Consider the following 22,594-nt stretch of genomic DNA (forward strand, 5'->3'; position numbering starts at 1 on the left):
GCAGTCTAATCCAAAATCTAAAATCTAAAATCTAAAATTGATTGACCAATGACAAATGACTAATAACCAATGACTAATGACCAGCGTAAGTCTATTTCCTTATCTAATCTCTTGCTGATTGTCGCCGTTTTCTTTCTCGTAGTCTTACTGTGGCAATTACGGAGTTTAATATTAACTTTAATGATAGCGGTAGTATTGGCAGCTGCGATCGCGCCATTAGTGAACGCCGCCGAAAAATTGCGTTTTCCCCGTTGGCTAGGCGTAATTGTCGTATACATTAGCCTAATATTTGGTTTAATTGGCGCAGGTTTAATCATTGGTCCATCGGTATCTGAGCAAATTCAGCGATTAGCTAGTAAATTGCCACTTTATTTAGATAATTTGTTGATTGCGGTCGAAAATCTGGCCTTACGATTGGGAATCACTCAAATCGAGTCAGTAGAAGAATTTTTTGACCTCCAATCTGTGACTAATTGGTTATTTCGTTCGAGTCAGCAACTAGTTGTGCGTTCCTTCGGCTTTACTCGTGGCTTTATAGGCGGCGTAGTCAATCTGATTTTAGCCTTAGTCATGTCCGCCTATATGGTAGCTGGAAGCAAAAACTTAATTAAAGGTCTAGTGAGTTTGTTTCCCCAACCGTGGGACGAACGTCTAGCCGACCAAGTTATACCTATTTCTCGCCGCATGGGGGGATATATACAAGGGAGAGTTTTAGTTTCAGCCATTTTAGGCGTTGTCATCACCGTAGGGTTGAGGATTTTGGGACTATCAGAATTTGCCTTAGCCCTGGGTGTAATTGCTGGGTTTACCAACTTAATTCCCTTTGTCGGTCCAGTATTAGGGGCAATTCCGGCTTTAATTGTCGCAATTCCCCAAAGTGGTTTCACATTTCTGTGGGTATTGCTGTTATTTGTGATCATTCAAAATCTAGAAACCTACGTACTTGACCCCTTGCTAGTAGGTTCATCAGTACGAGTCCATCCTTTATATCAACTTTTAGCCGTACTGGGAGGAACACAAGTTTTAGGCATTATTGGCGCTGTCATTGTCCCACCTTGGGTCGCTGGTGTCGGTGTACTGCTGGAAAATCTTTATTTACAGCCGAAATTGTTGAATGAAGAAAAATCCCCTATTTACCAACTTCCTTTAAATTCAGATAATCAACCAATATCAGATTCAGGTAACATATCCGATGGTGTTTCTCAAGTCCAGGAAAAATAGTTAATTTCATCAATTTTTCATCTTTTCAGCTATTTCCCCCACATCCAGCACTTTGCAAGTAAATCAAGTACACATCTTACGCTGGTCATTGGTCATTGGTCAATCAATTTTAGATTTTAGATTTTAGATTTTAGATTTTGGATTAGACTGCAATCTAAAATCGCTTTCTCCAAAATCCAAAATTCTTTGCCCCCCTGCTCCCTGCTCCCTGCTCCCCTGCCTCTTTCTTATCTTCCCCCCTGCTCCCTACTCCCCACTCCCTTCATTAACGATGCCAGCGAGTACCATCACGGCTATCAATTAATGTAATACCTTCTGATTGTAATTGGTCACGAATGCGATCGCTTTCGGCAAAATCTTTAGCTTGACGGGCGGCTTGTCGTTGTTGAATGAATTCTTCAATTTCGCCATCACTTAAGCCTGGAATTGTGGAAGTTTCTGCTTCTGGCTGGGCAACTAAACCAAAGACTTCTGCTAGCATAACCAGGGTTTGCCATTGTTTTTGTAACTCTTCTGGAGATGTTTCGGTTTTCCCTTGATGCACAATAATATTTCCTTGGCGGCGCAGTTCCTTGGCTAGTTCAAATAACACCGCTAACCCACCGGGAAAATTAAAGTCATCATTTACAGCTTCCTGGAAACGCTGGATGTGGATATCCGAAGTTAATTTTTCCCCACTCCCTACTCCCCACTCCCTACTCCCCACTTTCCCGTATTCATAGCCAAATAGTAAACCTTCTTTCAGGGTATGCCAGCCGTTAGTTGCAGCTGCGATCGCTTCGTCGGTAAAATCTATAGGTTTGCGATATTGTGCCATCAGGACAAATAACCGCACTGCCATTGGCTCAACGCCTCGATTCAGCAAGTCCCGAATGGTGGTAAAGTTGCCCAAGGATTTGGACATTTTCTCACCATCAACTTTCACCATGCCGTTATGTAGCCAGTAAGTCGCGAGGGGTTTACCTGTGACGGCTTCTGATTGGGCGATTTCGTTTTCATGGTGGGGAAAAATTAAGTCAGCACCACCAGCATGAATGTCTATTGTCTCACCCAGGCGATCGCGCACCATTGCTGAACATTCTATATGCCATCCCGGACGACCTGCGCCCCAAGGTGATTCCCAAGCGGGTTCTCCTGGTTTGGCGGCTTTCCACAGAGCAAAATCAAAGGGGTCTTTCTTTTTCTGATATTCTGGATCTGCTATCTGCACACGCTCGCTAGCCCCGGCTTGCATATCTTCTAATTTGCGCCCAGAAAGCTTACCATATTCATTAAACCGCCGGACTGCATAGTAGACATCACCGTCAGCCGGGTACGCAAAACCTTTATTTTCCAACTCATGAATTAAGCGCTGAATCCCATTCATGGTATGAGTCGCACGGGGATATTCATCAGCTTCTTTAATTCCCAGTCTTCCCATATCCTCAAAGTAGGCGTTGATATAACGTTCCGCCACAGCTTCCATCGATGAATGTTCTTCGCGCGATCGCTTGAGAATTTTGTCATCAATATCGGTAAAATTTTGGATATAGCGCACCTCATAACCGATAAACTGGAGGTATCGACGGACTACATCCCACACTATACAAGCTCTGGCATGACCCAAATGGCAGTAATCATACACCGTCACACCGCAATAGTACATCTTCACCTTGCCTGGTTCCACTGTTGCAAATGCTTCTTGACGACGGGTGAGAGTATTGTAAAGAGTTAGGGTCATAGAATTTTAGATTTTAGATTTTAGATTTTAGATTTAGGGGCTGAAGAATTTTAGACTGGGGTTAGCGAAGCGTATGCAGCGCTGCGAGTAGTTGTGATTGATTCCACAGATAAATCAGGGGGCTTGTAAGATTAAGGAAGTATTGGTCATAACAGAATAATTATGAAATCTGGAGATAGGTAATAATAGGGTAAAACAGCTGAAATAACAGTCCAGCATCCCTATGCTAGTACGGCACGGCAGAAATAAACCATCCCTGACCGAAAAATGAACCCCTAACGGTCTCGGAATTACGAATTACGAATTACGAATTACGAATTACGAATTAATTTTTGATATTTAATCACAGCGCTATGCAATCAATAGTTACTTCCGAATTTACAGCAATGGATGCACCCAAGCAAGGAATGCCAGTCACAATTATTACTGGTTTTCTTGGCAGTGGCAAAACAACCTTATTGAATCATATCCTCAGTAATCAACAAGGGTTGAAAACTGCTGTATTAGTCAATGAGTTTGGCGAAATTGGCATTGATAATGAGCTAATTGTCTCTACTGACGAGAATATGGTGGCTCTCAGCAACGGTTGTATTTGCTGCACTATTAATAATGATTTGGTAGATGCAGTTTATCAAGTTTTGGAACGCCAAGATAATTTAGATTATTTAGTAGTAGAAACTACAGGACTGGCTGATCCGTTACCAGTGGCTTTAACATTTCTCGGTACGGAATTACGAAATTTAACTCGTCTCGATTCGATTATTACCGTAGTCGATGCAGCTAACTACAGTCTGGATTTATTTAACTCTGAGGCGGCATATAGTCAAATCGCCTACGGTGATATCATTATCCTCAATAAGGCAGACTTGGTTGATGAGGCGGCTTTGAATGATTTAGAACGCAAAATCACAGAGATCAAAGAAGGTGCTAGAATTATCCGCACGGAGCGATCGCAAGTTCCACTACCTTTAATTCTCAGCGTAGGTCTGTTTGCATCTGACAAGTATTTTAACGAAGCAGAAAAACATGACCATGAACACCATGATCATGATCACTCAAAATGTGACCACGATGATCATGATCATCACCACCATGATCATTCCCACCATTTAGAAAATGATGGTTTTACGTCTATATCTTTCCAAAGTGACCAGCCTTTTGCCATCAGAAAATTTCAGAATTTCTTGGATAATCAATTACCCGCAAATATTTTCCGGGCTAAAGGAATTATCTGGTTTGATGAAAGTCCTAATCGTCACATTTTCCACCTTTGCGGTAAACGTTTTACTTTGGATGATGATCAATGGAAGGGTACACCGAAAACTCAGTTGGTGCTAATTGGTCAAGATTTGGATCGTGAAACTCTGATATCTCAGTTGGAAAATTGCCTTTGTGTTCCTTCCACAAACTGAGGTTTGAAATCAGTTAACAGTTAACAAAACATGAGGTGAATTATATCTCTTGACTGATAACTGATAACTGATAACTGTCTTGTTAGGGATTTCCAGAAAATAAATTACCCCATTTCATCAGACCATCTTTTTTCTTTATCCCCCCTGCTCCCTGCTCCCTGCTCCCCTGCCTACCTCAGCAATCTACGGTGTACACAGAAGTCTTGCCTGTCTGCGTTTGAGCCTGTTTTGCCCCCTAAATCCCCCAAGTTTGGGGGACTTTGAAAATTCTTGTTCCCCCAGAATTGGGGGTTAGGGGGCGATTCGATCACTTGTGTGTACACGGTAGACCTCAGCAATGGGATATTTTTTTAATTGGAAGTCCCTTACCTTGGTCTTCCCAGTGTTGTCACATATATCACAGCTTCATCTGCCGGAATGCCTAATATCTCATTTACTTGGTCGTCAAAGAAGCCACCGATACCACTGACACCTACACCCAGGTTAGTTGCGGCTAAGTTCAACCTTTGTCCCAAATGTCCAGCATCCATGTGTAAATAACGGTAAACGCGATCGCCATATTGTGCGATCGCTGATTTAAGATCAGCTGTATGGAACAGCACGGCGGCGGCATCTCGCCCTAAATCTTGCCCCAAGCAGAGAAAGTGTAACTCTCGCCGAAAGTTTTTGAAGCGAATCTGTCGTAATTCTTGGGCTTTGGGTGCGTAATAGTAACAGCCAGATTCCAGTCCCTTCACTCCACTGACCGCAATAAATGTTTCAATTAAATTCAGGTCAAAGTAGTCTGGGGAATTATCTAAACTTTGGTCGATGTAATTTTGTGATTGATAGGTGAAATCGAGTAAGCTTTTGAGTTCATCGAAGCTTAAATCATCACCACTGTAGGCGCGGGTAGAACGTCGCTTGTACATGGTGTTTTCCAAATCTGAAAGTTTTGCTCCCCAGGAAATCGGCGTGGTATTTGTGGGAATTTTCAGACAGAAAGGAAAATTATATTTATCCTCCAATAATCTCTCTTGTTTCACCCTGGGTAAATTTAACTTACCAGTTACACCTGGTTCAATTTGGGTGCGACAATGAAAATATTTCAGCAGTTCACCATCGGGAATTGGTGGATAATTAGTTTCGCTCGCAGAAGGTAAGGCTGTACATCCCAAAGGTAAATTTTGCCGGATATCGAATAAGTCTGCCAGAGGCAGAACAGCGATCGCACCTTCTTGTTCCGAATCGATATATAGTAAATCATTGATGGCTTCATCCACAAAACCACCAATCAAGTGCGGGCGATAGTCAGTCATCGCTCCAGCTAGCTCTATATTGCCCAGCAGATGCCCTGCATCTAAAAATATCCGGCGATAGGCTCTATCTTCATATCGCCATGCTGAACGATAAAAAACCCCAGTAATGATAATTGCCAATTGGGTACTTTCAATCACGGGATGCCAAAAACAAGCTTCTTGCAAACCTTGCCAAACATCACTTTCCCAATAATGCATCAGGGAGTGAGTCCGACATTGGTAGTTATATAATCCTGGTGGTAATAACGGCGTACCACGGGAAACTAGATACACTTCCGCCGGATATAACCCCCCCGCACTGGGCGCAGCGCGTAAATATACAGCACTCCCCATTGAAGGCATTCTTGCCGTCAGTCCATAACTGCGGAATAATAACCGTGAAAGTCTTTGCCACCATTGAGCATCTGGGTTATTCGCAAATGTCTCTGAAGTGTCTTGGATATAGGGTTTTAGGTCAAAAGTTGTCCCAATTTTGTACTCTTTGAACGGCACTGGCTGTTTAGCCCAGTCTAACCCCTGAGATTTAGAGGCAAGAGTCTCAGGGTCGTATTTAGTCCGTTCGTGGTAGTGTTGAGCGATGGATTCGCGTATTTCTGGCATATTAATTTCAATACTCTTGGCTTTGTTATTTTGATCTTGGCATTCATCAGCCTCATTGTTTCGTGTTAGTTAGTACAAACTGCAAACACATTATGTGATGTCTGGTAAATCTTCGTAAATCCCTGTTAATCGGAATGAGTTGATTCTGGGATATCTGCCGAAATTACTCTATGGGTTCGTCGCCAACGGGTAACGCCATAGATACCAGCCGCTAAAATGAACCACACGGGACTGTAAACTATGAACCAAATACCCAATTTCAACAAGCTTAAACTCAACGCACCCAATGAGTCTGTAGAGTTATTCCAGGTTTCCTGAATTTGGGACGCTAAGTTAATCTGGGGAATGCTGGTAGATATCGCTGCTTCTAGGTTCAGGGTAATAGTGGAGTATGCAACTTGATTTTTTAAACTTTTTAATTGAGCATCAATTTGTTCTATCGATTGTCGGACGTTATTCAATTCTTGAGCTACAGTTAGCACATCTTTAATGGAACCCGCCCGATCCATAATTTTTTGTAAATTCGCCTCTGTTCTTTGCAGGTTATTTAATCTGGCTTGAAAATCCACTAAGCGATCGCCCACATCTTCGGCAGTAATATTACGATTACTTAAAGTGCCTAATTTAGCTAATTCTTTTATAGTAGGTTCTAATCGGTTTTGCGGAACTCGCAGCGTTATCGATGCAGTATGGCGAGAAGTTTCCCCTGTCGGCTGACGTTCGTTTAAACTGATTAAATCCCCTTGTTGTTGATTAATAATTTGAGAGACAGCATCGATACTCTGACTGACAGAGTTGACAATCACAGTCATGGCTGCCTTTTTAATCAATTGGGGACGCTCACGGGTTACTGGTGCAGCTTCCGCCTGGGGCGTACTTTCACTAATTGTAGGTGCTGCGGCTCGATTTTCCAGATTGCCTGAAGACAAAGCCGAATCTAAAGATGGCTGCACAGAAGCAGCGCAACTTGTAAATATTACCCCACCCAGTAAAGCGCTGACCAACACAGCCGATTTTTGTGGCAATTTCGTCAAAACGCGCATAATCTACCCCCAGATGGATGAAACTAATTTCAGTATGGCTGGGGTAAAACTCAAAGTCGAGATGGTTGCGATTTATGTAACAGAATAGACATCGATCTCATTCCACAAACACCGATAGGCTCAGATCCCCGACTTCTTCAAGAAGTCGGGGATCTTTTTGTTCGATAAACCTCTCTAGAGATGAATTGTCAAAAATCCCTGAGCAGTTACTAAATTAAGTAATGGTACTGCAAACTAAAACGATCAGCATGGAAACCACACAACTAGGAAACACAGGTGTATACGTGAGTGCAATTGGCTTGGGTGGAATGCCGATGTCAATTTACGATCGCCCTCCTGAATCCCAATCAATCGCAGTCATTCATCGCGCTTTAGATTTAGGCATTACATTTATTGACACTGCCGACTCTTATTGCAAAGATGAATCAGACAAGCACCACAACGAGCGACTCATTCACCAAGCACTTACCAGTTACAAAGGTGATATCAGCCAAGTAATTGTCGCTACCAAAGGCGGTTTGATGCGTCCTGATGGTAGTTGGGGACGTAACGGCAACCCAGAACATTTACGCCAAACAATTCGGGAAAGCTTTGAGATTTTAGGGGGAGATAAACCCATTGATTTGTGGCAATACCATTCTCCAGATCCTAATTACACCATAGAAGCATCCCTGACACCAGCCAAAGAAGCCGTAGAAGCCGGTTTGATTCGATTTGTGGGAGTTTCTAACTTTTCTGTGGAACAAATTAAACAAGCGCGGGATGTAGTGGATATTGTCTCCGTGCAGAATCAATACAGTCCTTGGGAACGACAGCCAGAAACTGATGGCGTGCTGCAATATTGTGAACAGGAAAAAATCACCTTTTTGCCGTGGAGTCCCTTTGGGGGAATGCGTCGCCATAGCAACTTGCCAGATATTCAGGCGATCGCGCAATTAGCCCAAGAAAAAAACGTATCATTATACTGTATTGTTTTGGCATGGTTGCGTTCCAAATCCCCATGTATATTGCCCATTCCTGGCGCTAGCAAAGTTTCCAGCATTGAAGACACAGTGCGTGCTGTGGAAGTGAAACTATCAGAAGCGGAAGTGCAAAAAATAGATCAGGCAACTTCGTAATTGTCCCCACTCCCTACCCTTTTAAGGTACAATCGAAAGCTGCTAATTAATGACAAAGCTGCTGACAGGAGATGCACTATGGCCCGGATGTATTATGACGAAGATGCCAATTTAGACCTTTTGGCTGGAAAAACGATTGCCATTATTGGCTATGGTTCCCAAGGTCATGCCCACGCCCTTAATCTAAAAGATAGTGGCTTGAATGTGATTGTGGGACTATATCCGGGTAGTAAGTCAGCAGCAAAAGCCGAAGCCTCTGGTTTAACAGTAAAATCTGTCGCCGATGCTGCGAAAGCTGCTGATTTCATCATGATTTTATTACCTGATGAAGTCCAAAAGACAGTTTACAAAGAAGAAATTGAACCAAATCTGCAAGCAGGTAACGTTGTCGCCTTCGCTCACGGCTTTAATATTCACTTTGGACAAGTCGTACCACCTGCTAACGTAGACGTGGTAATGGTAGCACCCAAAGGCCCAGGACACTTGGTGCGCCGGACTTATGAACAAGGACAAGGCGTACCAGCGCTGTTTGCAGTTTATCAAGATGCTAGTGGTCAGGCACGCGATCGCGCAATGGCATACGCTAGAGGTATCGGTGGTACACGCGCCGGTATACTCGAAACCACATTCCGCGAAGAAACCGAAACAGATTTATTTGGTGAACAAGCAGTATTGTGTGGTGGTTTAAGCGCCTTAATTAAAGCCGGATTTGAAACCTTAGTCGAAGCTGGATATCAACCAGAATTGGCTTACTTTGAATGTCTTCACGAAGTCAAACTGATTGTTGATTTGGTTGTAGAAGGCGGACTAGCCGAAATGCGCGACAGCATTTCTAACACTGCTGAGTATGGCGACTACACCCGTGGACCTCGCGTTGTTAACGCCAACACCAAAGCTGAAATGAAGAAGATTCTCAGCGAAATTCAATCTGGGCAATTTGCACGGGAATTCGTCTTAGAAAATCAATCAGGTAAACCAGGATTTACCGCCATGCGCCGCCAAGAAGCCGAACATCCCATTGAGGAAGTTGGTAAAGACTTACGCGCCATGTTTAGCTGGTTAAAGAAAGTTTAATCAACCTTTGTAGTGAGGGCTTCAGCCCTGAAATTAAAACTCACAGCGCTTTGCAAGTCAATGAAGTACACACCTTAATATTATAAATCTTGTGGGGTGGGCATCCTGCCCGCCCTTGTGTACTTCACTCAAATGAAATATGCTGTTATTCCTCACTAGAAATAACCAAGAAAAGATTTTATCCTAGCTACAGTAGAGTAGACGTTTTTTTCATCAGTATATTCTGGATTAATTGGAATCTCTTCGTAAGATTGCAGCACAATCACAGCGCGGTATTGTCTACCGTATTTAAATTGCTTATCTTGAATCTCCAAACGCAGAATCTTTTCTAGCGGTTCCTCGATAATTTTCTGAACACGTAAACTTTTACGCTCAATAAATACCTGATTCAGACTTTTATAGAAAATACAATTACTCACCGGCGCTGTCAATTCAAAAGCACCAATAGCCATCCCAATTAACAGACATAAATTTTTGAACAACATCGATTGACGTTGATTTTGTTCTAGTAATAAAAACCTTTGCCCAGAATTAATATAATTGTTAATTAATTGGGAATCTTGCTGATTTTTGCCATAGCTCTGACCAGATATCAGATCCCGTTCTCCCACAGAAGTCAGAATGACAACGTGATAATGTGTACTCCGGCTCTGTCTAGTAGTCTTCACATATGCGTTCTGAATATCAAAAATTCTCAGCCTCTGTTTCCTTCCCAGCAAACTAAACTGCCTCAATTCACAATTCATTTCGCTAGGTAAAGGGCGTTCGCAAGTGAGTCTGGCGGTAGCAAAATCAAAAAACAAGCAGTAAATCAGAAAACCCAAACAGCCAATAAAAAATGATCCCCCAAACAGCCATCTGCGAATCGGTAGGTGCTGGAGCCGTAATCGAGTGGGCGTTTCTTCGACAATTTTCATCAATTTTGGTATATAAAAGACTTAACTCATAACTTCAGTATTCCCCTCAAAGTCAGCATACCAATCACAACATATGCCAAAAATGCACCGTAACCCTGTCAAGCTGCTATCTCAAAGGCTAGGGAGTCAATTAACTTTATTATTCCTAGCTTGCTTTCTGGGGATGCAAAATGCTGTACAAGCCCAGTCTCAGCCAGCAACCGGACTTCTGCCATTTTTCGATAATATAAATAATCCGGTTCCTGTAGGTTTCCCCAGAGGGCAGAAATTAGACATTACGCCACCCCCTCCACAGCTAAATTCCTTTGACAAAGCTGTCCTCAAAATCTGCGGTCCCATCGGCACAAAAGTCACTCCCAATCAATTTAAACAGTTGTTGTCTGATTACCCAGGTGTATTACAGAAACTTCAGACAGTTAGCGGCGGCGAACTCCGTCCGGGACGCAGAAATAAAACCGAATTTATCGCAGATTTAACGGATATCTGGTTTAAGAATCGGGGATTTGAACATATTTTTTGTGGTGAACTCAAGAGCGCTGATGATATTGGTGGCTTGCATTTTTATGGTAGATATTTACAGTTACAAAATGAGGGAATTGGCGGACGCTTACCGAATAATCAGCGGCGTGAGGAAGTTGTTTCTGGTGTAATTTATACAATGGGTGTTGTGATTAAACAAGGAAACCGCACATTTACAGATGTGATTAAAGGCTATAGCTATCTGAGTAATGCTGAAGAATTGCTTATAGATGCGACCCAAATTTTTAAACTGCAAGAAAATTCTGAGGGAGCGTGTATTTTTAATGTGCGAGACCGGGATACTGGAACCACTTTTCCTAAAGTTTTTGTGCGGAGACAAAAAGCGATAGTTACCTTCTACCCCGATGCTACTCCCCAAGGTGCAAACTGTAAAAGATAAATAAATGAAGCTAGAAACAGAACGTCTGTTACTGCGTGAGTTTGTAGATACTGACTGGCCAGCAGTTTTTGCCTATCAATCAGATCCTTTATACTTGCGTTACTACAACTGGACTCACCTTACACAGACCGATGCTCGTGAATTTGTTCAGATGTTTATTAATCAGCAAAAAGAACGTCCACGAATAAAGTTTCAGTTGGCTGTTGTCCTCAAAGATGAAAATCATCTGATTGGCAATTGTGGTGTCCGTATCAATGATATGGAACTAAAGGAAGCAAACATTGGTTATGAACTGGATAGTCGATATTGGGGACGCGGTTATGCTACGGAAGCAGCACGAGCTATTTTGAAATTCGGCTTTGAAGAACTGAAAATCCATCGTATCTGGTCATGGTGCGTTGCAGAAAATTTAAGTTCTGTGCGGGTATTAGAAAAAAACAGTATGCGCTGTGAGGGTCGTCTACAGGAAAAAGAATTGATCAAAGGTAAATGGTACGATAGCTTGATTTACGCTATCCTTGACCACGAGTGGAAAAAGATTTAATTCCTTCAATGACTACTCCACGCAAGCTATCATACAGAGTTGGTATTTTTTCTAAAAATATCTCAAATAAAAGTCCAACAAATAACAAAAATATGAATAATCAAACAACAATTAACAAATCTCTAATTACCCAACTGCGAGAACAAATTGAATATCTAGTGCTGGTGTTCTCAGCAAAGTCATAACTCAAGATAAAGCTTGTCAATACACTTTATTTTGTTTAGCAGCTACAACTGAAATTTCTGAGCATACTTCGACTCGCAATGCGACTGTTAATGTTTTGGAAGGCAGAGGTTTACTCACCTTATCAGGTAAAGATGTTACACTTGAACCTGGAGTTTTTATCTTTATACCTGCTCATGCACCCCATGCCTTGAAAGCAGAAGAAAAATTAGCTTTTATCCTCACACTTTCTGAAAAAATAGATAAATAGGAGTTTTACCAAATGTCAATGTTAATTTCAACTTTCACCCAATATTTAGATATTTCTCAAATTCAATTAGAAGCTATGTTCACAATATCACTCATTGAGTTGCTCAATTCACCGGAACTGCAAGCAAAACTAGATAGTTTAGATACCAATTTACTGAGGGAAACTTTACCTACAGCCGGGGCAGTTTTAGCTAAAGAATTACCGCCTTTTTACCACTGGCTGAAACACGAGTTAGGGGTGAAGCGCGTTCCTGATAGTCCTGACCATACAACAAAATGGGTAATTGGTTTTGTAAATAATCAAGAAAGTTTAATTCGTTTAGTGGAGTTACACCGTCCAGTTCCTCGTCTGGCTTTAGAAGCTGCTATTCCTCGCTTGGTAGGAGTGTTTGCAGGTGTGGAAGATGAGCAAATCAAGCAAGAATGGCAAAAAGCTGTGGCTGCACTCTGTTTAGTTCTAGTTGTCGCATCTCGTGAACAAGATAGGTTAAATTTAGCAGTTGTCTGAAGTAGGATATAGCAATTCCCATTCAAGTGAGGTACAAGCAGTAATAATTAAACGCAGATGGACGCAGATAAACGCAGATAATTTTCTACTTTATTAGGTTTCTTCTGATATGATTGTTGTTTGTGTTGTGATTTGTTTCTAGTTAAGATGGTGCGTTGTGCTGCGCGACAACACACCCGACAATTATGGTTTAATCATCTATATTTCCAGAAGCGATCGCCTCTAATTTCTCACTATCCAATATAATGATTTTACCACCCCGACTATAGGCAACTACGGAATTTAAACTCTTAATTAACCGCAGGCATTCTTCGTAGGTGGCGATCGCCTTCATGCAGAATAATCTCTCCTTTGCTGTATCCTTGCACCAGGGTGTCAGGTTGCAATTTTACCTTGTCTGCGGTTTCTAACCCGGCAAACACGATAATTTGTGAGAGTTGTACTAAAGATGCCTGCATAATTAAGCTGATATTGCCAAGGCTGGGCGATGTTGAATCCAAGGGTTTGCGGCTTCTAGTTGCGCCGCCAGACTGATTAAAGTAGCTTCAGCCGCTGGTTTGCCGATTAGCTGTACACTCATGGGTAAGCCATTACTATCAAAACCTACAGGAATTGCGATCGCCGGTTGTCCCGTAGCGTTAGCAGCTGGACAAGGTGCTACCCAGTGGACAATTTTTTGGAATGTCTCTTCTGGACTCAAATTAGCCCATTCTCCCACCCGGATAGGTGAATGCAGATAAACGGGCAATACCAGTACATCTACGGTATCGAAAAACGCCACAATTTGCCGGGATACAATTTGCATTTGGGAAACGGCGCGGAGGTATTCACCCACGGAACCTGTGCGCGAGAACAGCAAACGATTCACTGGCTGTAATGCCTCAATGGGGAGTCCTGAAGCCGCCACCCCACCTTGCCAGACGGTTTGAAATGGTGCCACTAAAGCACTGAAATCCGGGCATTTCTCTTCTATGGTGTGACCAAATTCTGCTAATAATTTGACGGTTTGCAGTACCCCTTGCTGACAATTAGCGTCAGCCTCGCCCAAGGGAGGAATATTTGTACTAAAGGCAATTCGTAAATTACCGAGTTTTTCTGTGGTAGCGGCGAGAAATGAAGGTTCCGGATCGGGTAACCAGCAAGGATCACCAGTGACGTAGCCAGACATGACATCTAAAAGGGCTGCTGCATCCGCCACAGTCCGCCCAATCGGTCCATTGGTAGCAATTCCCCCCACGCGATTTCCTACGGGTGCATGAGTCACTCTACCCCGTGATGGTTTGATGCCTACTAAACCACAGCAAGCCGCAGGCCCCCGCACTGAACCGCCACCATCAGAACCTTGTGCGATCGCACATAATCCGGCTGCGACTGCTGCTGCTGCGCCACCACTGGAACCGCCGGGAGTGTATGCTAAATTCCAGGGATTTCTAGCTGGGGGAAAGCCTGTAGGCTCAGTGTAAGGAAAAGAACCTAATTCTGAGGTGGCAGTTTTACCGAGAATAATAAATCCAACTTGCTTAATCCGAGTCACTACCCCATCGTCGTAGTTAGGGATATTTTGTAATAATGCCGAATTACCGTAGTTACATGGTATACCTGCCACAGCATTGAGGTCTTTAATGGAAATCGGCACACCGAAAAATGGCGGTAATTCTGAGGTGGTTGTCAGTGTCTCAGTTTTGACTTTAGCATCGGCGATCGCCAATTCTGCTGACACCGTAAAATAACTTCCCAATTGGGGGTTCAATAGCTGAATCCGCTGTAAATATAATTCTACCAACTCTAAGGGCGACACTTCCCGACGACGAATTAAGTTCGCCAATTCTAGTGCTGGGGTAAAAGCTAAATCAATTTCATTCATAGGTTAGTTGATGGGCTATCTTGTCTGTGAGGGAAAATTTCCCCGCAAATTGTTACTTTAATCTAATTTTCGGGAACCATAAATCTTATATATCCTAAAATTTGTCAATCAATCACTATGCGGGTTAGACTCTTACTCCAATGATCAACTCGTTGCATAGTTATTTTAATTGTTTCGCATAAACTTTCGACAAATCCCCAAGGGATATTTATGGATAACTTAGAAAAAATTGTTAATCAACTACCGCAACTTATTCAGAGTTTGAAATTGAAGCTTGGTAATTCACAGGAAATTATGCAACAAGTTGACCTGATCAATAATATTCAGGAACAACTACGTCATTTGCAAAAAGTCATTATTCTAGAACTCAAATTTGCCAAACTTAAGAATTATGCAATTCATAGGTTACCTCCTCTGGGTACAGTAGCCAGTCTGTTTCTTCCTCATATTTGTGCAGTAGAGGCAAATATTAATCCTAGAGACAAATATATTAACGCAAAATTTGGACATCCAGATACAGAAATATCAATTAATGACTTAAAATCAAAAATCGATTATTGGATTGAATGGGGTGATCTGCTTCATGTAATATCCGCAGATATTGTAAATAACTCTGAATTAGTCAATCAACTAAATTCTCATCGGAACCATGCAAACTTATCGGCTCAAGTTGAAAAACTTAGTGAAAAATTAAAAATTAACTTAGCATTGACCAGTCGTGATATTTTACAAAAGCAACTCCAGGAAATCAAGAATGCTCAAACAGAAGCTTTGCAGGTCAAAGAAAAATTAAATCATATTTTTCATCCTATTAATAGCACTCCTAATTTTTTCACAATTCTGCTAGGCGTATCATCTTTTTATGGGACATCCGGCTTCAGCTTAGAATGGTGGGATGATGAGCAAGAATTAATTATATCTAGTAATGGTAAATTTCAAGAATTAACCGATATCCTCCAGGAATATGCACAATTACAGGAAACCGTTGATGATTTAATTATCAAGATTAACACTTTCAGGAAACAGGTAGAAGCATCGCTGAGAAATTCTGCCCAACCAACTCAGCCAAAACCCGTGATTAAGCATCAAGCTAAAGTAATATCAAACTCTACATTTCCCAAAATCTTTCATCCTATTTTTATTATAGCTTCCAGTTTCGTCTTCTTAATGTTTGGTAGCTGGATGATTAAGAACAAAATTCCATATTTTCAGCAAATCATCTTGAGTCATAATCAGGAGGAAACCGCAGCGAATAACTTTAAATCTGCTCTCCAACTTGGTCTAGAAGCTTCATCTCTAGGGAAAAATGCGCCGCATCCTGTTACAGTCTGGGAACAAGCAGAAACCAAATGGGAAAAAGCTATCGACTTATTAGCCAGTATCCCTGAAGGAACATCTGTATATACTCCAGCTACTGGTAGGTTGGTCAACTATCGCCTGAACCGCATCGCTATCAAAGAAAGAGCTATAAGTGAAAAGAAAGCCACAGAAAATTTACAAACAGCCCAAAAGTTAGCCACAGAAGCTACATTTTTTGTCCGCAATTCACCTCAGTCACTGTTAGCTTTAAAGCAAGCAAAATCCAAATTAGAACAAGCAATCAATTTATTAGAAAATATTCCTAAAAGTACATCTGTTTATCAACAAGCTCAAGAAATACTTCCTAGTTATAAAAGTAGTTATGCAGGGATTAATATAATTATTAAAGATTAGAAATATCTTGTAGCTAGCCTTTTTTTATCTGTAAAAACTACGCATTATTTCCAGCTTGAAAAATTTGGTCAGTGGTCAAATTTAACTCTGGGAAGGTTGGGGATTGAATGCGATCGCTTCCTCGAAACTGACTAACTTGATACTCACCTTCAATTAGTTGGTATATGGAAATAGTGGGTTGCTTGGGATTACCGATAAATTTCCTTGCTCCTAAAGCTAGATAATCCACTAGCCAATATTCAGGAATACACATTTCCTCATAATCAGCTAACTTTTTGTAATAATCATCTCGCCAATTACTACTAACGACTTCAATCACCAATGGTACTGATGCACCTTGAGTAACCGTTGATTGTTTTTTCCATAAAGGTTCATTTACCAAGTTAGCCCGATTCAATATCAAAACATCTGGTAAATAAGCTGATTCGCTTTCCGGTGGTTTAACTAATGCTTGTTTAGGGATAGTATAGGGAAGATTTAGCCGTTTAATCTCCACAGATACTTCTAGGGTCAAAAATCCTCCGATATCTTCATGTTCTCCTAATGGCTGTGGCATTTCAACAATTACTCCATCATGTAATTCATAGGGTCTACCTTCAGGTTTCAACTCTACAAACTCTGCATAAGTTACTACTTTGGGCTGGGTTATGGCTTGAGTCATACAATTTTGGATTTTAGATTTTAGATTTTAGATTTATTCCACAGATAAATCTAGGGGCTTGCGAATTTTAGATTTCGGTTAGCGAAGCGTACGCAGCGCAGCGAGTATTTTCGATTTAGGGACTTATTTGATCATCAGAAATCGACAGAATTCAAATATGCTGCTTTGGTCAACCCTTGTAGAGACATTGTATACAACGTCTCTACATTCTTTGTCGGAGATTTTTATTAAACTTTTGTGCGGTCTGTCAAAATCTCGTAACCTGTTTCTGTGACTAAAACTGTATGCTCAAACTGCGCTGATAGTGAATTATCTACAGTTACAGCCGTCCATCTGTCAGATAATATTCTGGTGTGCTTAGAACCTGCATTCAAAATTGGTTCAATTGCCAAGGTCATTCCGGCGCGCAGTTTCACATTGGGCATTTCACGGGTGCGGAAGTTGAAAACAGAAGGTTCTTCGTGTAGATTACGACCAACACCATGTCCGGTAAATTCTTCAACTACACTGAAACCATTTCCTTTTACATGGTCTTCTATGGCTCCCGCCAGGTCAAGTAAATAAGTCCCGGCTTTGACTTGTTCAATACCTTTAAAAAGAGCTTCTTCAGCTACACGAATCAATTTTGCTGCATCTGGTGTGACATCACCCACGGCAATTGTAATGCAGGAATCACCATGAAAACCTTGATAATAAGCGCCTGTATCGACTTTTAATACATCCCCTGTCCGAATTACTTTTTTAGCATTGGGGATGCCATGCACCACTTCATTATTAATACTGGAGCAAATAGAACCTTTAAAACCGTGATATCCCTTAAAGCTGGGTGTAGCATCCATTTCGCGGATACGTTTTTCAGCATAAGCATCCAAATCTGCCGTGGTCATTCCTGGCTGGACCATCTCAGAAATTTCTTTGAGTACAGTCGCCACAATTTTTCCTGATTGCCGCATAATGTCAATTTCACGCGGCGATTTAATTTCAATACCTCGGCGTTGTTTTTTTGCAGGTTTATCCTGAGTTTTTTGAGAGAGCAAGTTAGTGAGAATGTTCATGCTGAATTAATAATTACTGGTGTTTTACTGCTAAAGTTGCAGCATTTTTTCTTAATTGAAAAACTATATCTATATTTAAGTTAACTTATTTTTGCTCCAAGCTTTGCTAATTGTGGGCATTGGGGACTGGGAAGAGGTACTCTCTAGTTGGCGATGAGCTACGCCCCGCCGGAGGCGATCGCAATTTCACCTTTCATACCTGCTTCTGTATGACCTGGGATTGCACAGTGTAATTTATAGCTTCCTGGTTTCATCGGCACAAATACCCATTCCGCCTCACCACCAGGCTTCAGTTCTAGTTCATGAATTGCGCCTTTGACTTCTACTTTGCCTGCTTGGACTTTTTGTGTCCAGATACCATCTGCAAAGTCCTTGGCGGTGAAATAATGCTTTAATTGGCTGGGATTCTTGAGGCGCAGTAGATAGCGTTTACCGGGGACAAATTCTAAATGATCGGGTTCAAATTTGAGTTCGTTGGCAGAATTACCTAAACTAATTGTGATTTCTGTGGCTGGTTGCTGCAATAAATTGTCTGTGGCATTAGCGGCGATCGCTTGATTATTATTCACCAAACCCAGGCATAGCAAAAAACAGACTACAGTTATCCGCCGCAGCGATCGCACTTTCACAGGAAAGCAACGGTATAAATTTTTATAAAATCTTCTAAATAACCAAGTCATTATTATATAGTCCTAACAAATATCACAATGGCAAAGTTTACATTCTGCCTTATACCAATTCTCTAAAACAAAGCGACATCTGTAAACCCGAATTACGAATTATCAAGTTTAGCCAAACACCGAATAAATTCCAGAGGTAAATCATCAGTATCAGCAATAAAAGCTACCTCCCAAATGCGATCGCCTATTTGCTGCTGTGTCGGTTGCAAAAGTATTTTCAGGGGTGGTAAATCTGCCACAGCCTCTACACGTAATTGTAAATTTGTCAACCAGCTAGGTAAATCTGATGTAATTTCCGTTAAATCAAAAGACAGATGATAGTAGCCGACATAATGTTCATCGGCAAAAGCATCCGGTGCTGGTTTGGGTTCAGGAATTTGGATTAATTCAATTCTGCCATCCAGTCCTTCCATCCAGCAAGCCAGAGTATAGCCTGTAGTGAAGCGTTCACAAACTGTAAACCCTAACTGTTCATAAAAGGCGATCGCTTGATGAATATTCGCAGTCCGAATCGAAGCGTGGTGCATAATTTAGTCATTAGCCCTTCGGCTACGCTCAGGGTAAATCATTAGTCACCTAGTCATTAGGTTAAACGACCAATAGACATCGACCGCATTTAAATATACTTTTTCGTTTAACCCTTGTAGAGACAATCCATGAATTGTCCCTACATTCTTTGTCGGAGATGTCTGATAACTGCTGATTTACTCAAATAATCGGAAATAGGGGTAGCGTACAGGGACACCAGGCTCCTTTTCCAAATCAAAATTAATCACATCCCAACAAGGGTCTTCCGCAGCATCGGGACTAAAATCCACAGGTAAGCCGTATAATCGTGCATAAGTGGCTTCCGGCTGTCCAGAACGCCAAGGAGTGCTGCGTTCCAAATAGCCACTCATCAATTCCTGATAACGTATAGCAATAATTACCCGTGTAGCTCTGTAACCTTGAGTGTATAGCTTATCCAGTGCCTCGTGGATTTCAAAGCGAATCCCATCCGGATGGGTATGCTGTCTATACCATTCATTATTCCAGCGTCGCCAATGACGACCCGACTGTAGATGAACTAATTCTCCTGTTTTAGGGTCAGCCTCAAAAGCACCATGACGGGGACACAAATAGGTATCTGTGAGTGTCAGCGCCGGAATAGTCTGACGACAGTGGGGACACTGAATGTCAGCGCCAAATATGGGGTACTGCAAACCTGGATTCATCATGAAGTGCGTACATACATAGTTTCATCTTCACCAGCACCAGTGAGTTGGATTTTACACATTCGGTCCTCTATATTTGAAGGCTTGCTCGTGGCTGCAAAGAAACGTAGTTACAGCGTGAACAATTTTCACAAGCATTTGACTCAGTTTAGAGATTTGACACCGTGATATCCTGGTTGTGCAACCAGCCTCAAAGTTGAGAGTTTCAAAGAGTGTTCCTGGGTACCATATTCATATTCTATCGTGTCTACAGCTTCTTACTGGCCATCTCCCGATTTTTCTCCAGCAGCCTTCATCGCCGCCAACGCTATAGTCATAGGTTCCGTCAACATTCAAGCCGGGGCCAGCATTTGGTATGGTGCAGTGGTGAGGGGAGATGTCGAACGAATTGATATTGGCGAATGTACAAACATTCAGGATGGAGCAATTTTACATGGTGATCCCGGTTTACCAACAATTTTAGAAAATCATGTCACCGTCGGGCATCGTGCCGTCATACATTCAGCCTACATTGAACGTGGCAGCTTAATTGGCATTGGCGCAATTATTTTAGACGGGGTAACAGTGGGTCATGGTAGCATTATTGGTGCTGGCGCAGTAGTGACTAAAAATGTTCCTCCCCTGTCCCTGGTTGTCGGTGTTCCCGGTAAAGTGTTGCGCCAAATTCCAGAAAACGAAGCCGCAGAACTGATTGAACACGCTGAACGTTACAAAAAGTTAGCTTTGGTTCATGCCGGAAAAGCAAGTGATATCGGCTTTCACCAAAAGAAATAGCGCCAAATATTGTAAAATAAAAATATCTTGTTAATTGCCTGACAGCCCCGATTTTTAGCATGAGCTTGGGGTCAGCTTCGGCAAAAGTTCACATATTTTTTTGCAGATAGGATTGGAAAAATTCACCAATTCAGCTAAAAATAAAAATGAGAGCAGTTGATAAAACTTTAATTTTCACTTAAAAGAGGGGTTCTAAAAATGGATATCGATTACCGGATTGCGATCGTTGTTGCACCAATTGCCATTGCTGGTGCTTGGGCTGTGTTTAACATTGGTGCCGCAGCTTTAAGACAAGTTCAAAACTTTTTGAACAAAGAAGCGTAAACTTAATCAAAATCATCCATCTCAAACCGGCTGTTTCCCTAATTCAGGGTAGCCGGTTTTGTTATGGGACTTACGCAAGAACTCTGTGAAACTCTCTTAACTTCGTGTCCTTTGTGTCCTTCGTGGTTCGTTTTTTCATAATTTTGCGTAAGTCCTGTTGTTAATTGGGCTAAATTTCCCTCTTTTCTTTGATCTTTTTGTGGATATTAATTCTTTACTCCAACCCTTTCAGCGTTTCGGCGTTCATCTGGGACTGTCGCGCATTCTCAAACTGTTGGCAAATCTCGGCAACCCTCACCACCAAGTCCCAGTCATTCATGTTGCCGGCACTAACGGTAAAGGTTCAGTTTGTGCTTATCTTGCTTCTGTACTGACTGAGGCTGGTTATCGGACAGGATGTTATACCTCTCCTCATTTAGTCCATTGGACAGAACGTATTTGCATCAATACACAGCAAATTTCTGCTGAGGAATTTAGCCAATTAATTCTACAAGTCCAAGAGGCTATTCAACCTGATGATGATTACCCGACTCAGTTTGAAGTGATTACCGCAGCAGCTTGGTTGTATTTTGCTCAAGCTAAAGTCGATGTGGCCGTGGTGGAGGTGGGATTAGGAGGGCGTTTGGATGCGACTAATGTTTTTGACCAGCCACTAGTGACAATAATTACGTCAATCAGCCGGGAACACTGGCAACAACTAGGACCGACTGTTGCTGATATTGCTAGGGAAAAAGCCGGGATTATTAAACCTGGGTGTCCGGTTGTCGTGGGACAATTGCCAGCAGAGGCGGAAAAAGTTGTGCGATCGCGCGCTCAAGAGTTAGAATCCTCCTATATTGCGCCTCCACCAGCTCGTGAAATCGCTCCCGGATGGGCTGAATATCAAACTCTGGAAAATTCCCCAACAATTAAATATCCTTTGCCATTACAGGGACAAATTCAATTAACTAATTCTGCTTTGGCTTTAGCTGCTGTAGAAATTCTCCAAAAACAAGGTTGGGAAATTTCGCCAGAGGCCATTGTCAACGGTATGGGCAAAACGCAATGGCCGGGGCGAATGCAATGGGTGACTTGGAACCACCACAAATTATTAATTGATGGCGCTCATAATCCAGCCGCAGCCCACGCACTGCGAGATTATCTCGATAGCTTAGATACCCCTAAAATAACTTGGATCATGGGAATGCTTTCTACTAAAGAGCATCATGACATTTTTCGAGCTTTATTGCGATCGCCTCCGGCGGGCGGAGCATCGTCGCCTGAACAATTATATCTCGTACCAGTACCCGATCATAGTTCAGCCAACCCTCTGGAACTAGCCAAAATAGCTCGTGAAATTTGCCCAGAATTATCCATCTGTCAAACTCATCCAGACTTATCCTCAGCCCTAGAAGCAGCTTTCACTTCCACCAATCATCAAGTGGTTTTGTGTGGTTCTCTCTACTTAATCGGGCATTTTTTCACTATTTCGCCGTAATTTACCACTAATCACGAGAAAATCGT

Annotated in this window: 24 protein-coding genes; 12 read left to right on the forward strand and 12 right to left on the reverse strand. The window is 42.0% G+C overall.

Annotated features, from left to right (window positions below):
- The first annotated feature begins 69 nt into the window (after window positions 1-69).
- Complete coding sequence (locus AACX33_RS22285; RefSeq protein WP_193998264.1) at window positions 70-1,221, forward strand: AI-2E family transporter; 1,152 nt, start codon at window positions 70-72, stop codon at window positions 1,219-1,221.
- Window positions 1,222-1,486: 265 nt separating this feature from the next.
- Here AACX33_RS22285 and cysS read toward each other — a convergent pair whose 3' ends face one another.
- Window positions 1,487-2,941, reverse strand: coding sequence for a cysteine--tRNA ligase (gene cysS / locus AACX33_RS22290; RefSeq protein WP_193998265.1), 1,455 nt, complete (start codon window positions 2,939-2,941; stop codon window positions 1,487-1,489).
- Between the two features lie 353 nt (window positions 2,942-3,294).
- Here cysS and AACX33_RS22295 point away from each other — a divergent pair, with 353 nt between their 5' ends.
- Window positions 3,295-4,353, forward strand: a complete 1,059-nt coding sequence (locus AACX33_RS22295) for a CobW family GTP-binding protein (RefSeq protein WP_193998266.1) — start codon at window positions 3,295-3,297, stop codon at window positions 4,351-4,353.
- A 365-nt stretch (window positions 4,354-4,718) separates the two neighbouring features.
- On the opposite strand, the gene AACX33_RS22300 is transcribed toward AACX33_RS22295, so the two are convergent.
- Entirely contained in the window at window positions 4,719-6,251 is a 1,533-nt protein-coding gene (locus AACX33_RS22300; RefSeq protein ID WP_193998267.1) for a SagB/ThcOx family dehydrogenase, read from the reverse strand.
- A 125-nt stretch (window positions 6,252-6,376) separates the two neighbouring features.
- Window positions 6,377-7,294: a DUF4349 domain-containing protein gene (locus tag AACX33_RS22305; RefSeq protein WP_193998268.1), complete on the reverse strand. Its 918-nt coding sequence runs from the start codon at window positions 7,292-7,294 to the stop codon at window positions 6,377-6,379.
- Window positions 7,295-7,542: 248 nt separating this feature from the next.
- Here AACX33_RS22305 and AACX33_RS22310 point away from each other — a divergent pair, with 248 nt between their 5' ends.
- Together AACX33_RS22310 and ilvC are read left to right on the forward strand one after the other, a co-directional pair.
- Window positions 7,543-8,412 carry an aldo/keto reductase gene (locus AACX33_RS22310; RefSeq protein ID WP_193998269.1) on the forward strand — a complete coding sequence of 290 codons (870 nt, stop codon included), beginning with the start codon at window positions 7,543-7,545 and terminating at the stop codon, window positions 8,410-8,412.
- Window positions 8,413-8,490: 78 nt separating this feature from the next.
- Entirely contained in the window at window positions 8,491-9,486 is a 996-nt protein-coding gene (ilvC, locus tag AACX33_RS22315; protein ID WP_193998270.1) for a ketol-acid reductoisomerase, read from the forward strand.
- A gap of 155 nt (window positions 9,487-9,641) precedes the next feature.
- Here ilvC and AACX33_RS22320 read toward each other — a convergent pair whose 3' ends face one another.
- Complete coding sequence (locus AACX33_RS22320; protein WP_227789255.1) at window positions 9,642-10,403, reverse strand: hypothetical protein; 762 nt, start codon at window positions 10,401-10,403, stop codon at window positions 9,642-9,644.
- 163 nt (window positions 10,404-10,566) lie between these two features.
- On the opposite strand from AACX33_RS22320, the gene AACX33_RS22325 reads away from it, so the two are divergent.
- The 4 genes from AACX33_RS22325 to AACX33_RS22340 all read left to right on the forward strand — a co-directional run bounded on the left by AACX33_RS22325 (window position 10,567) and on the right by AACX33_RS22340 (window position 12,806).
- On the forward strand, window positions 10,567-11,322 hold the full coding sequence (locus AACX33_RS22325) for an EndoU domain-containing protein (protein WP_227789261.1): 756 nt from the start codon (window positions 10,567-10,569) through the stop codon (window positions 11,320-11,322).
- A 4-nt stretch (window positions 11,323-11,326) separates the two neighbouring features.
- Window positions 11,327-11,866, forward strand: coding sequence for a GNAT family N-acetyltransferase (locus AACX33_RS22330; protein WP_193998272.1), 540 nt, complete (start codon window positions 11,327-11,329; stop codon window positions 11,864-11,866).
- 238 nt (window positions 11,867-12,104) lie between these two features.
- A complete protein-coding gene (locus tag AACX33_RS22335; RefSeq protein ID WP_322744525.1) occupies window positions 12,105-12,299 on the forward strand; it encodes a cupin domain-containing protein in 195 nt (64 codons plus the stop codon).
- A 12-nt stretch (window positions 12,300-12,311) separates the two neighbouring features.
- Window positions 12,312-12,806 (forward strand): hypothetical protein, encoded by a 495-nt coding sequence (locus AACX33_RS22340; RefSeq protein ID WP_193998273.1) that lies wholly within the window; start codon window positions 12,312-12,314, stop codon window positions 12,804-12,806.
- Between the two features lie 190 nt (window positions 12,807-12,996).
- Here the strand turns inward: AACX33_RS22340 and AACX33_RS22345 are convergent, their stop codons facing one another.
- Genes AACX33_RS22345 through AACX33_RS22355 form a run of 3 tightly spaced genes read right to left on the reverse strand, consistent with a single transcriptional unit; the run spans window position 12,997 to window position 14,670 of the window.
- Entirely contained in the window at window positions 12,997-13,140 is a 144-nt protein-coding gene (locus AACX33_RS22345) for a hypothetical protein (protein WP_227789257.1), read from the reverse strand.
- Window positions 13,097-13,264, reverse strand: coding sequence for a hypothetical protein (locus AACX33_RS22350; RefSeq protein WP_227789259.1), 168 nt, complete (start codon window positions 13,262-13,264; stop codon window positions 13,097-13,099). Before AACX33_RS22350 ends, AACX33_RS22345 begins: the two co-directional genes overlap by 44 nt.
- Window positions 13,265-13,266: 2 nt before the next feature.
- Entirely contained in the window at window positions 13,267-14,670 is a 1,404-nt protein-coding gene (locus AACX33_RS22355) for an amidase (protein WP_193998274.1), read from the reverse strand.
- Window positions 14,671-14,880: 210 nt separating this feature from the next.
- Here AACX33_RS22355 and AACX33_RS22360 point away from each other — a divergent pair, with 210 nt between their 5' ends.
- Window positions 14,881-16,383 (forward strand): hypothetical protein, encoded by a 1,503-nt coding sequence (locus tag AACX33_RS22360; protein ID WP_193998275.1) that lies wholly within the window; start codon window positions 14,881-14,883, stop codon window positions 16,381-16,383.
- A 37-nt stretch (window positions 16,384-16,420) separates the two neighbouring features.
- Here the strand turns inward: AACX33_RS22360 and AACX33_RS22365 are convergent, their stop codons facing one another.
- The 5 genes from AACX33_RS22365 to AACX33_RS22385 form a co-directional block, all read right to left on the reverse strand.
- Window positions 16,421-17,044 (reverse strand): Uma2 family endonuclease, encoded by a 624-nt coding sequence (locus tag AACX33_RS22365; protein ID WP_193998276.1) that lies wholly within the window; start codon window positions 17,042-17,044, stop codon window positions 16,421-16,423.
- Between the two features lie 227 nt (window positions 17,045-17,271).
- Complete coding sequence (map, locus tag AACX33_RS22370; protein WP_193998277.1) at window positions 17,272-18,099, reverse strand: type I methionyl aminopeptidase; 828 nt, start codon at window positions 18,097-18,099, stop codon at window positions 17,272-17,274.
- Window positions 18,100-18,257: 158 nt separating this feature from the next.
- Window positions 18,258-18,779 (reverse strand): plastocyanin/azurin family copper-binding protein, encoded by a 522-nt coding sequence (locus tag AACX33_RS22375; protein ID WP_193998278.1) that lies wholly within the window; start codon window positions 18,777-18,779, stop codon window positions 18,258-18,260.
- A 92-nt stretch (window positions 18,780-18,871) separates the two neighbouring features.
- Complete coding sequence (locus AACX33_RS22380; RefSeq protein WP_193998279.1) at window positions 18,872-19,306, reverse strand: VOC family protein; 435 nt, start codon at window positions 19,304-19,306, stop codon at window positions 18,872-18,874.
- A 177-nt stretch (window positions 19,307-19,483) separates the two neighbouring features.
- Entirely contained in the window at window positions 19,484-19,993 is a 510-nt protein-coding gene (locus AACX33_RS22385) for a TIGR02652 family protein (protein WP_445253342.1), read from the reverse strand.
- A 243-nt stretch (window positions 19,994-20,236) separates the two neighbouring features.
- Between AACX33_RS22385 and AACX33_RS22390 the strand changes: the two genes are divergently transcribed.
- From AACX33_RS22390 to AACX33_RS22400, 3 genes are all read left to right on the forward strand, one after another.
- The gene (locus tag AACX33_RS22390; protein WP_193998281.1) at window positions 20,237-20,767 is read left to right on the forward strand and encodes a gamma carbonic anhydrase family protein; all 531 of its coding nucleotides are present in this window, start codon (window positions 20,237-20,239) and stop codon (window positions 20,765-20,767) included.
- Window positions 20,768-20,965: 198 nt separating this feature from the next.
- The gene (locus tag AACX33_RS22395; protein WP_193998282.1) at window positions 20,966-21,091 is read left to right on the forward strand and encodes a photosystem II protein Y; all 126 of its coding nucleotides are present in this window, start codon (window positions 20,966-20,968) and stop codon (window positions 21,089-21,091) included.
- Window positions 21,092-21,290: 199 nt separating this feature from the next.
- Window positions 21,291-22,568 carry a Mur ligase family protein gene (locus AACX33_RS22400; RefSeq protein WP_193998283.1) on the forward strand — a complete coding sequence of 426 codons (1,278 nt, stop codon included), beginning with the start codon at window positions 21,291-21,293 and terminating at the stop codon, window positions 22,566-22,568.
- The last annotated feature ends 26 nt before the right edge of the window (window positions 22,569-22,594 follow it).

Source organism: Nodularia sp. LEGE 04288 (genome assembly GCF_963896525.1).
Classification (GTDB): domain Bacteria; phylum Cyanobacteriota; class Cyanobacteriia; order Cyanobacteriales; family Nostocaceae; genus Nodularia.

What these genes read in the sequence shown, in the direction of transcription:
- AACX33_RS22285 (WP_193998264.1), top strand. Translation starts at nt 70, where the DNA reads ATGACTAATGACCAGCGTAAGTCTATTTCCTTATCTAATCTCTTGCTG.
- cysS (WP_193998265.1), bottom strand. Translation starts at nt 2,941, where the DNA reads ATGACCCTAACTCTTTACAATACTCTCACCCGTCGTCAAGAAGCATTT.
- AACX33_RS22295 (WP_193998266.1), top strand. Translation starts at nt 3,295, where the DNA reads ATGCAATCAATAGTTACTTCCGAATTTACAGCAATGGATGCACCCAAG.
- AACX33_RS22300 (WP_193998267.1), bottom strand. Translation starts at nt 6,251, where the DNA reads ATGCCAGAAATACGCGAATCCATCGCTCAACACTACCACGAACGGACT.
- AACX33_RS22305 (WP_193998268.1), bottom strand. Translation starts at nt 7,294, where the DNA reads ATGCGCGTTTTGACGAAATTGCCACAAAAATCGGCTGTGTTGGTCAGC.
- AACX33_RS22310 (WP_193998269.1), top strand. Translation starts at nt 7,543, where the DNA reads ATGGAAACCACACAACTAGGAAACACAGGTGTATACGTGAGTGCAATT.
- ilvC (WP_193998270.1), top strand. Translation starts at nt 8,491, where the DNA reads ATGGCCCGGATGTATTATGACGAAGATGCCAATTTAGACCTTTTGGCT.
- AACX33_RS22320 (WP_227789255.1), bottom strand. Translation starts at nt 10,403, where the DNA reads ATGAAAATTGTCGAAGAAACGCCCACTCGATTACGGCTCCAGCACCTA.
- AACX33_RS22325 (WP_227789261.1), top strand. Translation starts at nt 10,567, where the DNA reads ATGCAAAATGCTGTACAAGCCCAGTCTCAGCCAGCAACCGGACTTCTG.
- AACX33_RS22330 (WP_193998272.1), top strand. Translation starts at nt 11,327, where the DNA reads ATGAAGCTAGAAACAGAACGTCTGTTACTGCGTGAGTTTGTAGATACT.
- AACX33_RS22340 (WP_193998273.1), top strand. Translation starts at nt 12,312, where the DNA reads ATGTCAATGTTAATTTCAACTTTCACCCAATATTTAGATATTTCTCAA.
- AACX33_RS22345 (WP_227789257.1), bottom strand. Translation starts at nt 13,140, where the DNA reads ATGAAGGCGATCGCCACCTACGAAGAATGCCTGCGGTTAATTAAGAGT.
- AACX33_RS22350 (WP_227789259.1), bottom strand. Translation starts at nt 13,264, where the DNA reads ATGCAGGCATCTTTAGTACAACTCTCACAAATTATCGTGTTTGCCGGG.
- AACX33_RS22355 (WP_193998274.1), bottom strand. Translation starts at nt 14,670, where the DNA reads ATGAATGAAATTGATTTAGCTTTTACCCCAGCACTAGAATTGGCGAAC.
- AACX33_RS22360 (WP_193998275.1), top strand. Translation starts at nt 14,881, where the DNA reads ATGGATAACTTAGAAAAAATTGTTAATCAACTACCGCAACTTATTCAG.
- AACX33_RS22365 (WP_193998276.1), bottom strand. Translation starts at nt 17,044, where the DNA reads ATGACTCAAGCCATAACCCAGCCCAAAGTAGTAACTTATGCAGAGTTT.
- map (WP_193998277.1), bottom strand. Translation starts at nt 18,099, where the DNA reads ATGAACATTCTCACTAACTTGCTCTCTCAAAAAACTCAGGATAAACCT.
- AACX33_RS22375 (WP_193998278.1), bottom strand. Translation starts at nt 18,779, where the DNA reads ATGACTTGGTTATTTAGAAGATTTTATAAAAATTTATACCGTTGCTTT.
- AACX33_RS22380 (WP_193998279.1), bottom strand. Translation starts at nt 19,306, where the DNA reads ATGCACCACGCTTCGATTCGGACTGCGAATATTCATCAAGCGATCGCC.
- AACX33_RS22385 (WP_445253342.1), bottom strand. Translation starts at nt 19,993, where the DNA reads ATGAATCCAGGTTTGCAGTACCCCATATTTGGCGCTGACATTCAGTGT.
- AACX33_RS22395 (WP_193998282.1), top strand. Translation starts at nt 20,966, where the DNA reads ATGGATATCGATTACCGGATTGCGATCGTTGTTGCACCAATTGCCATT.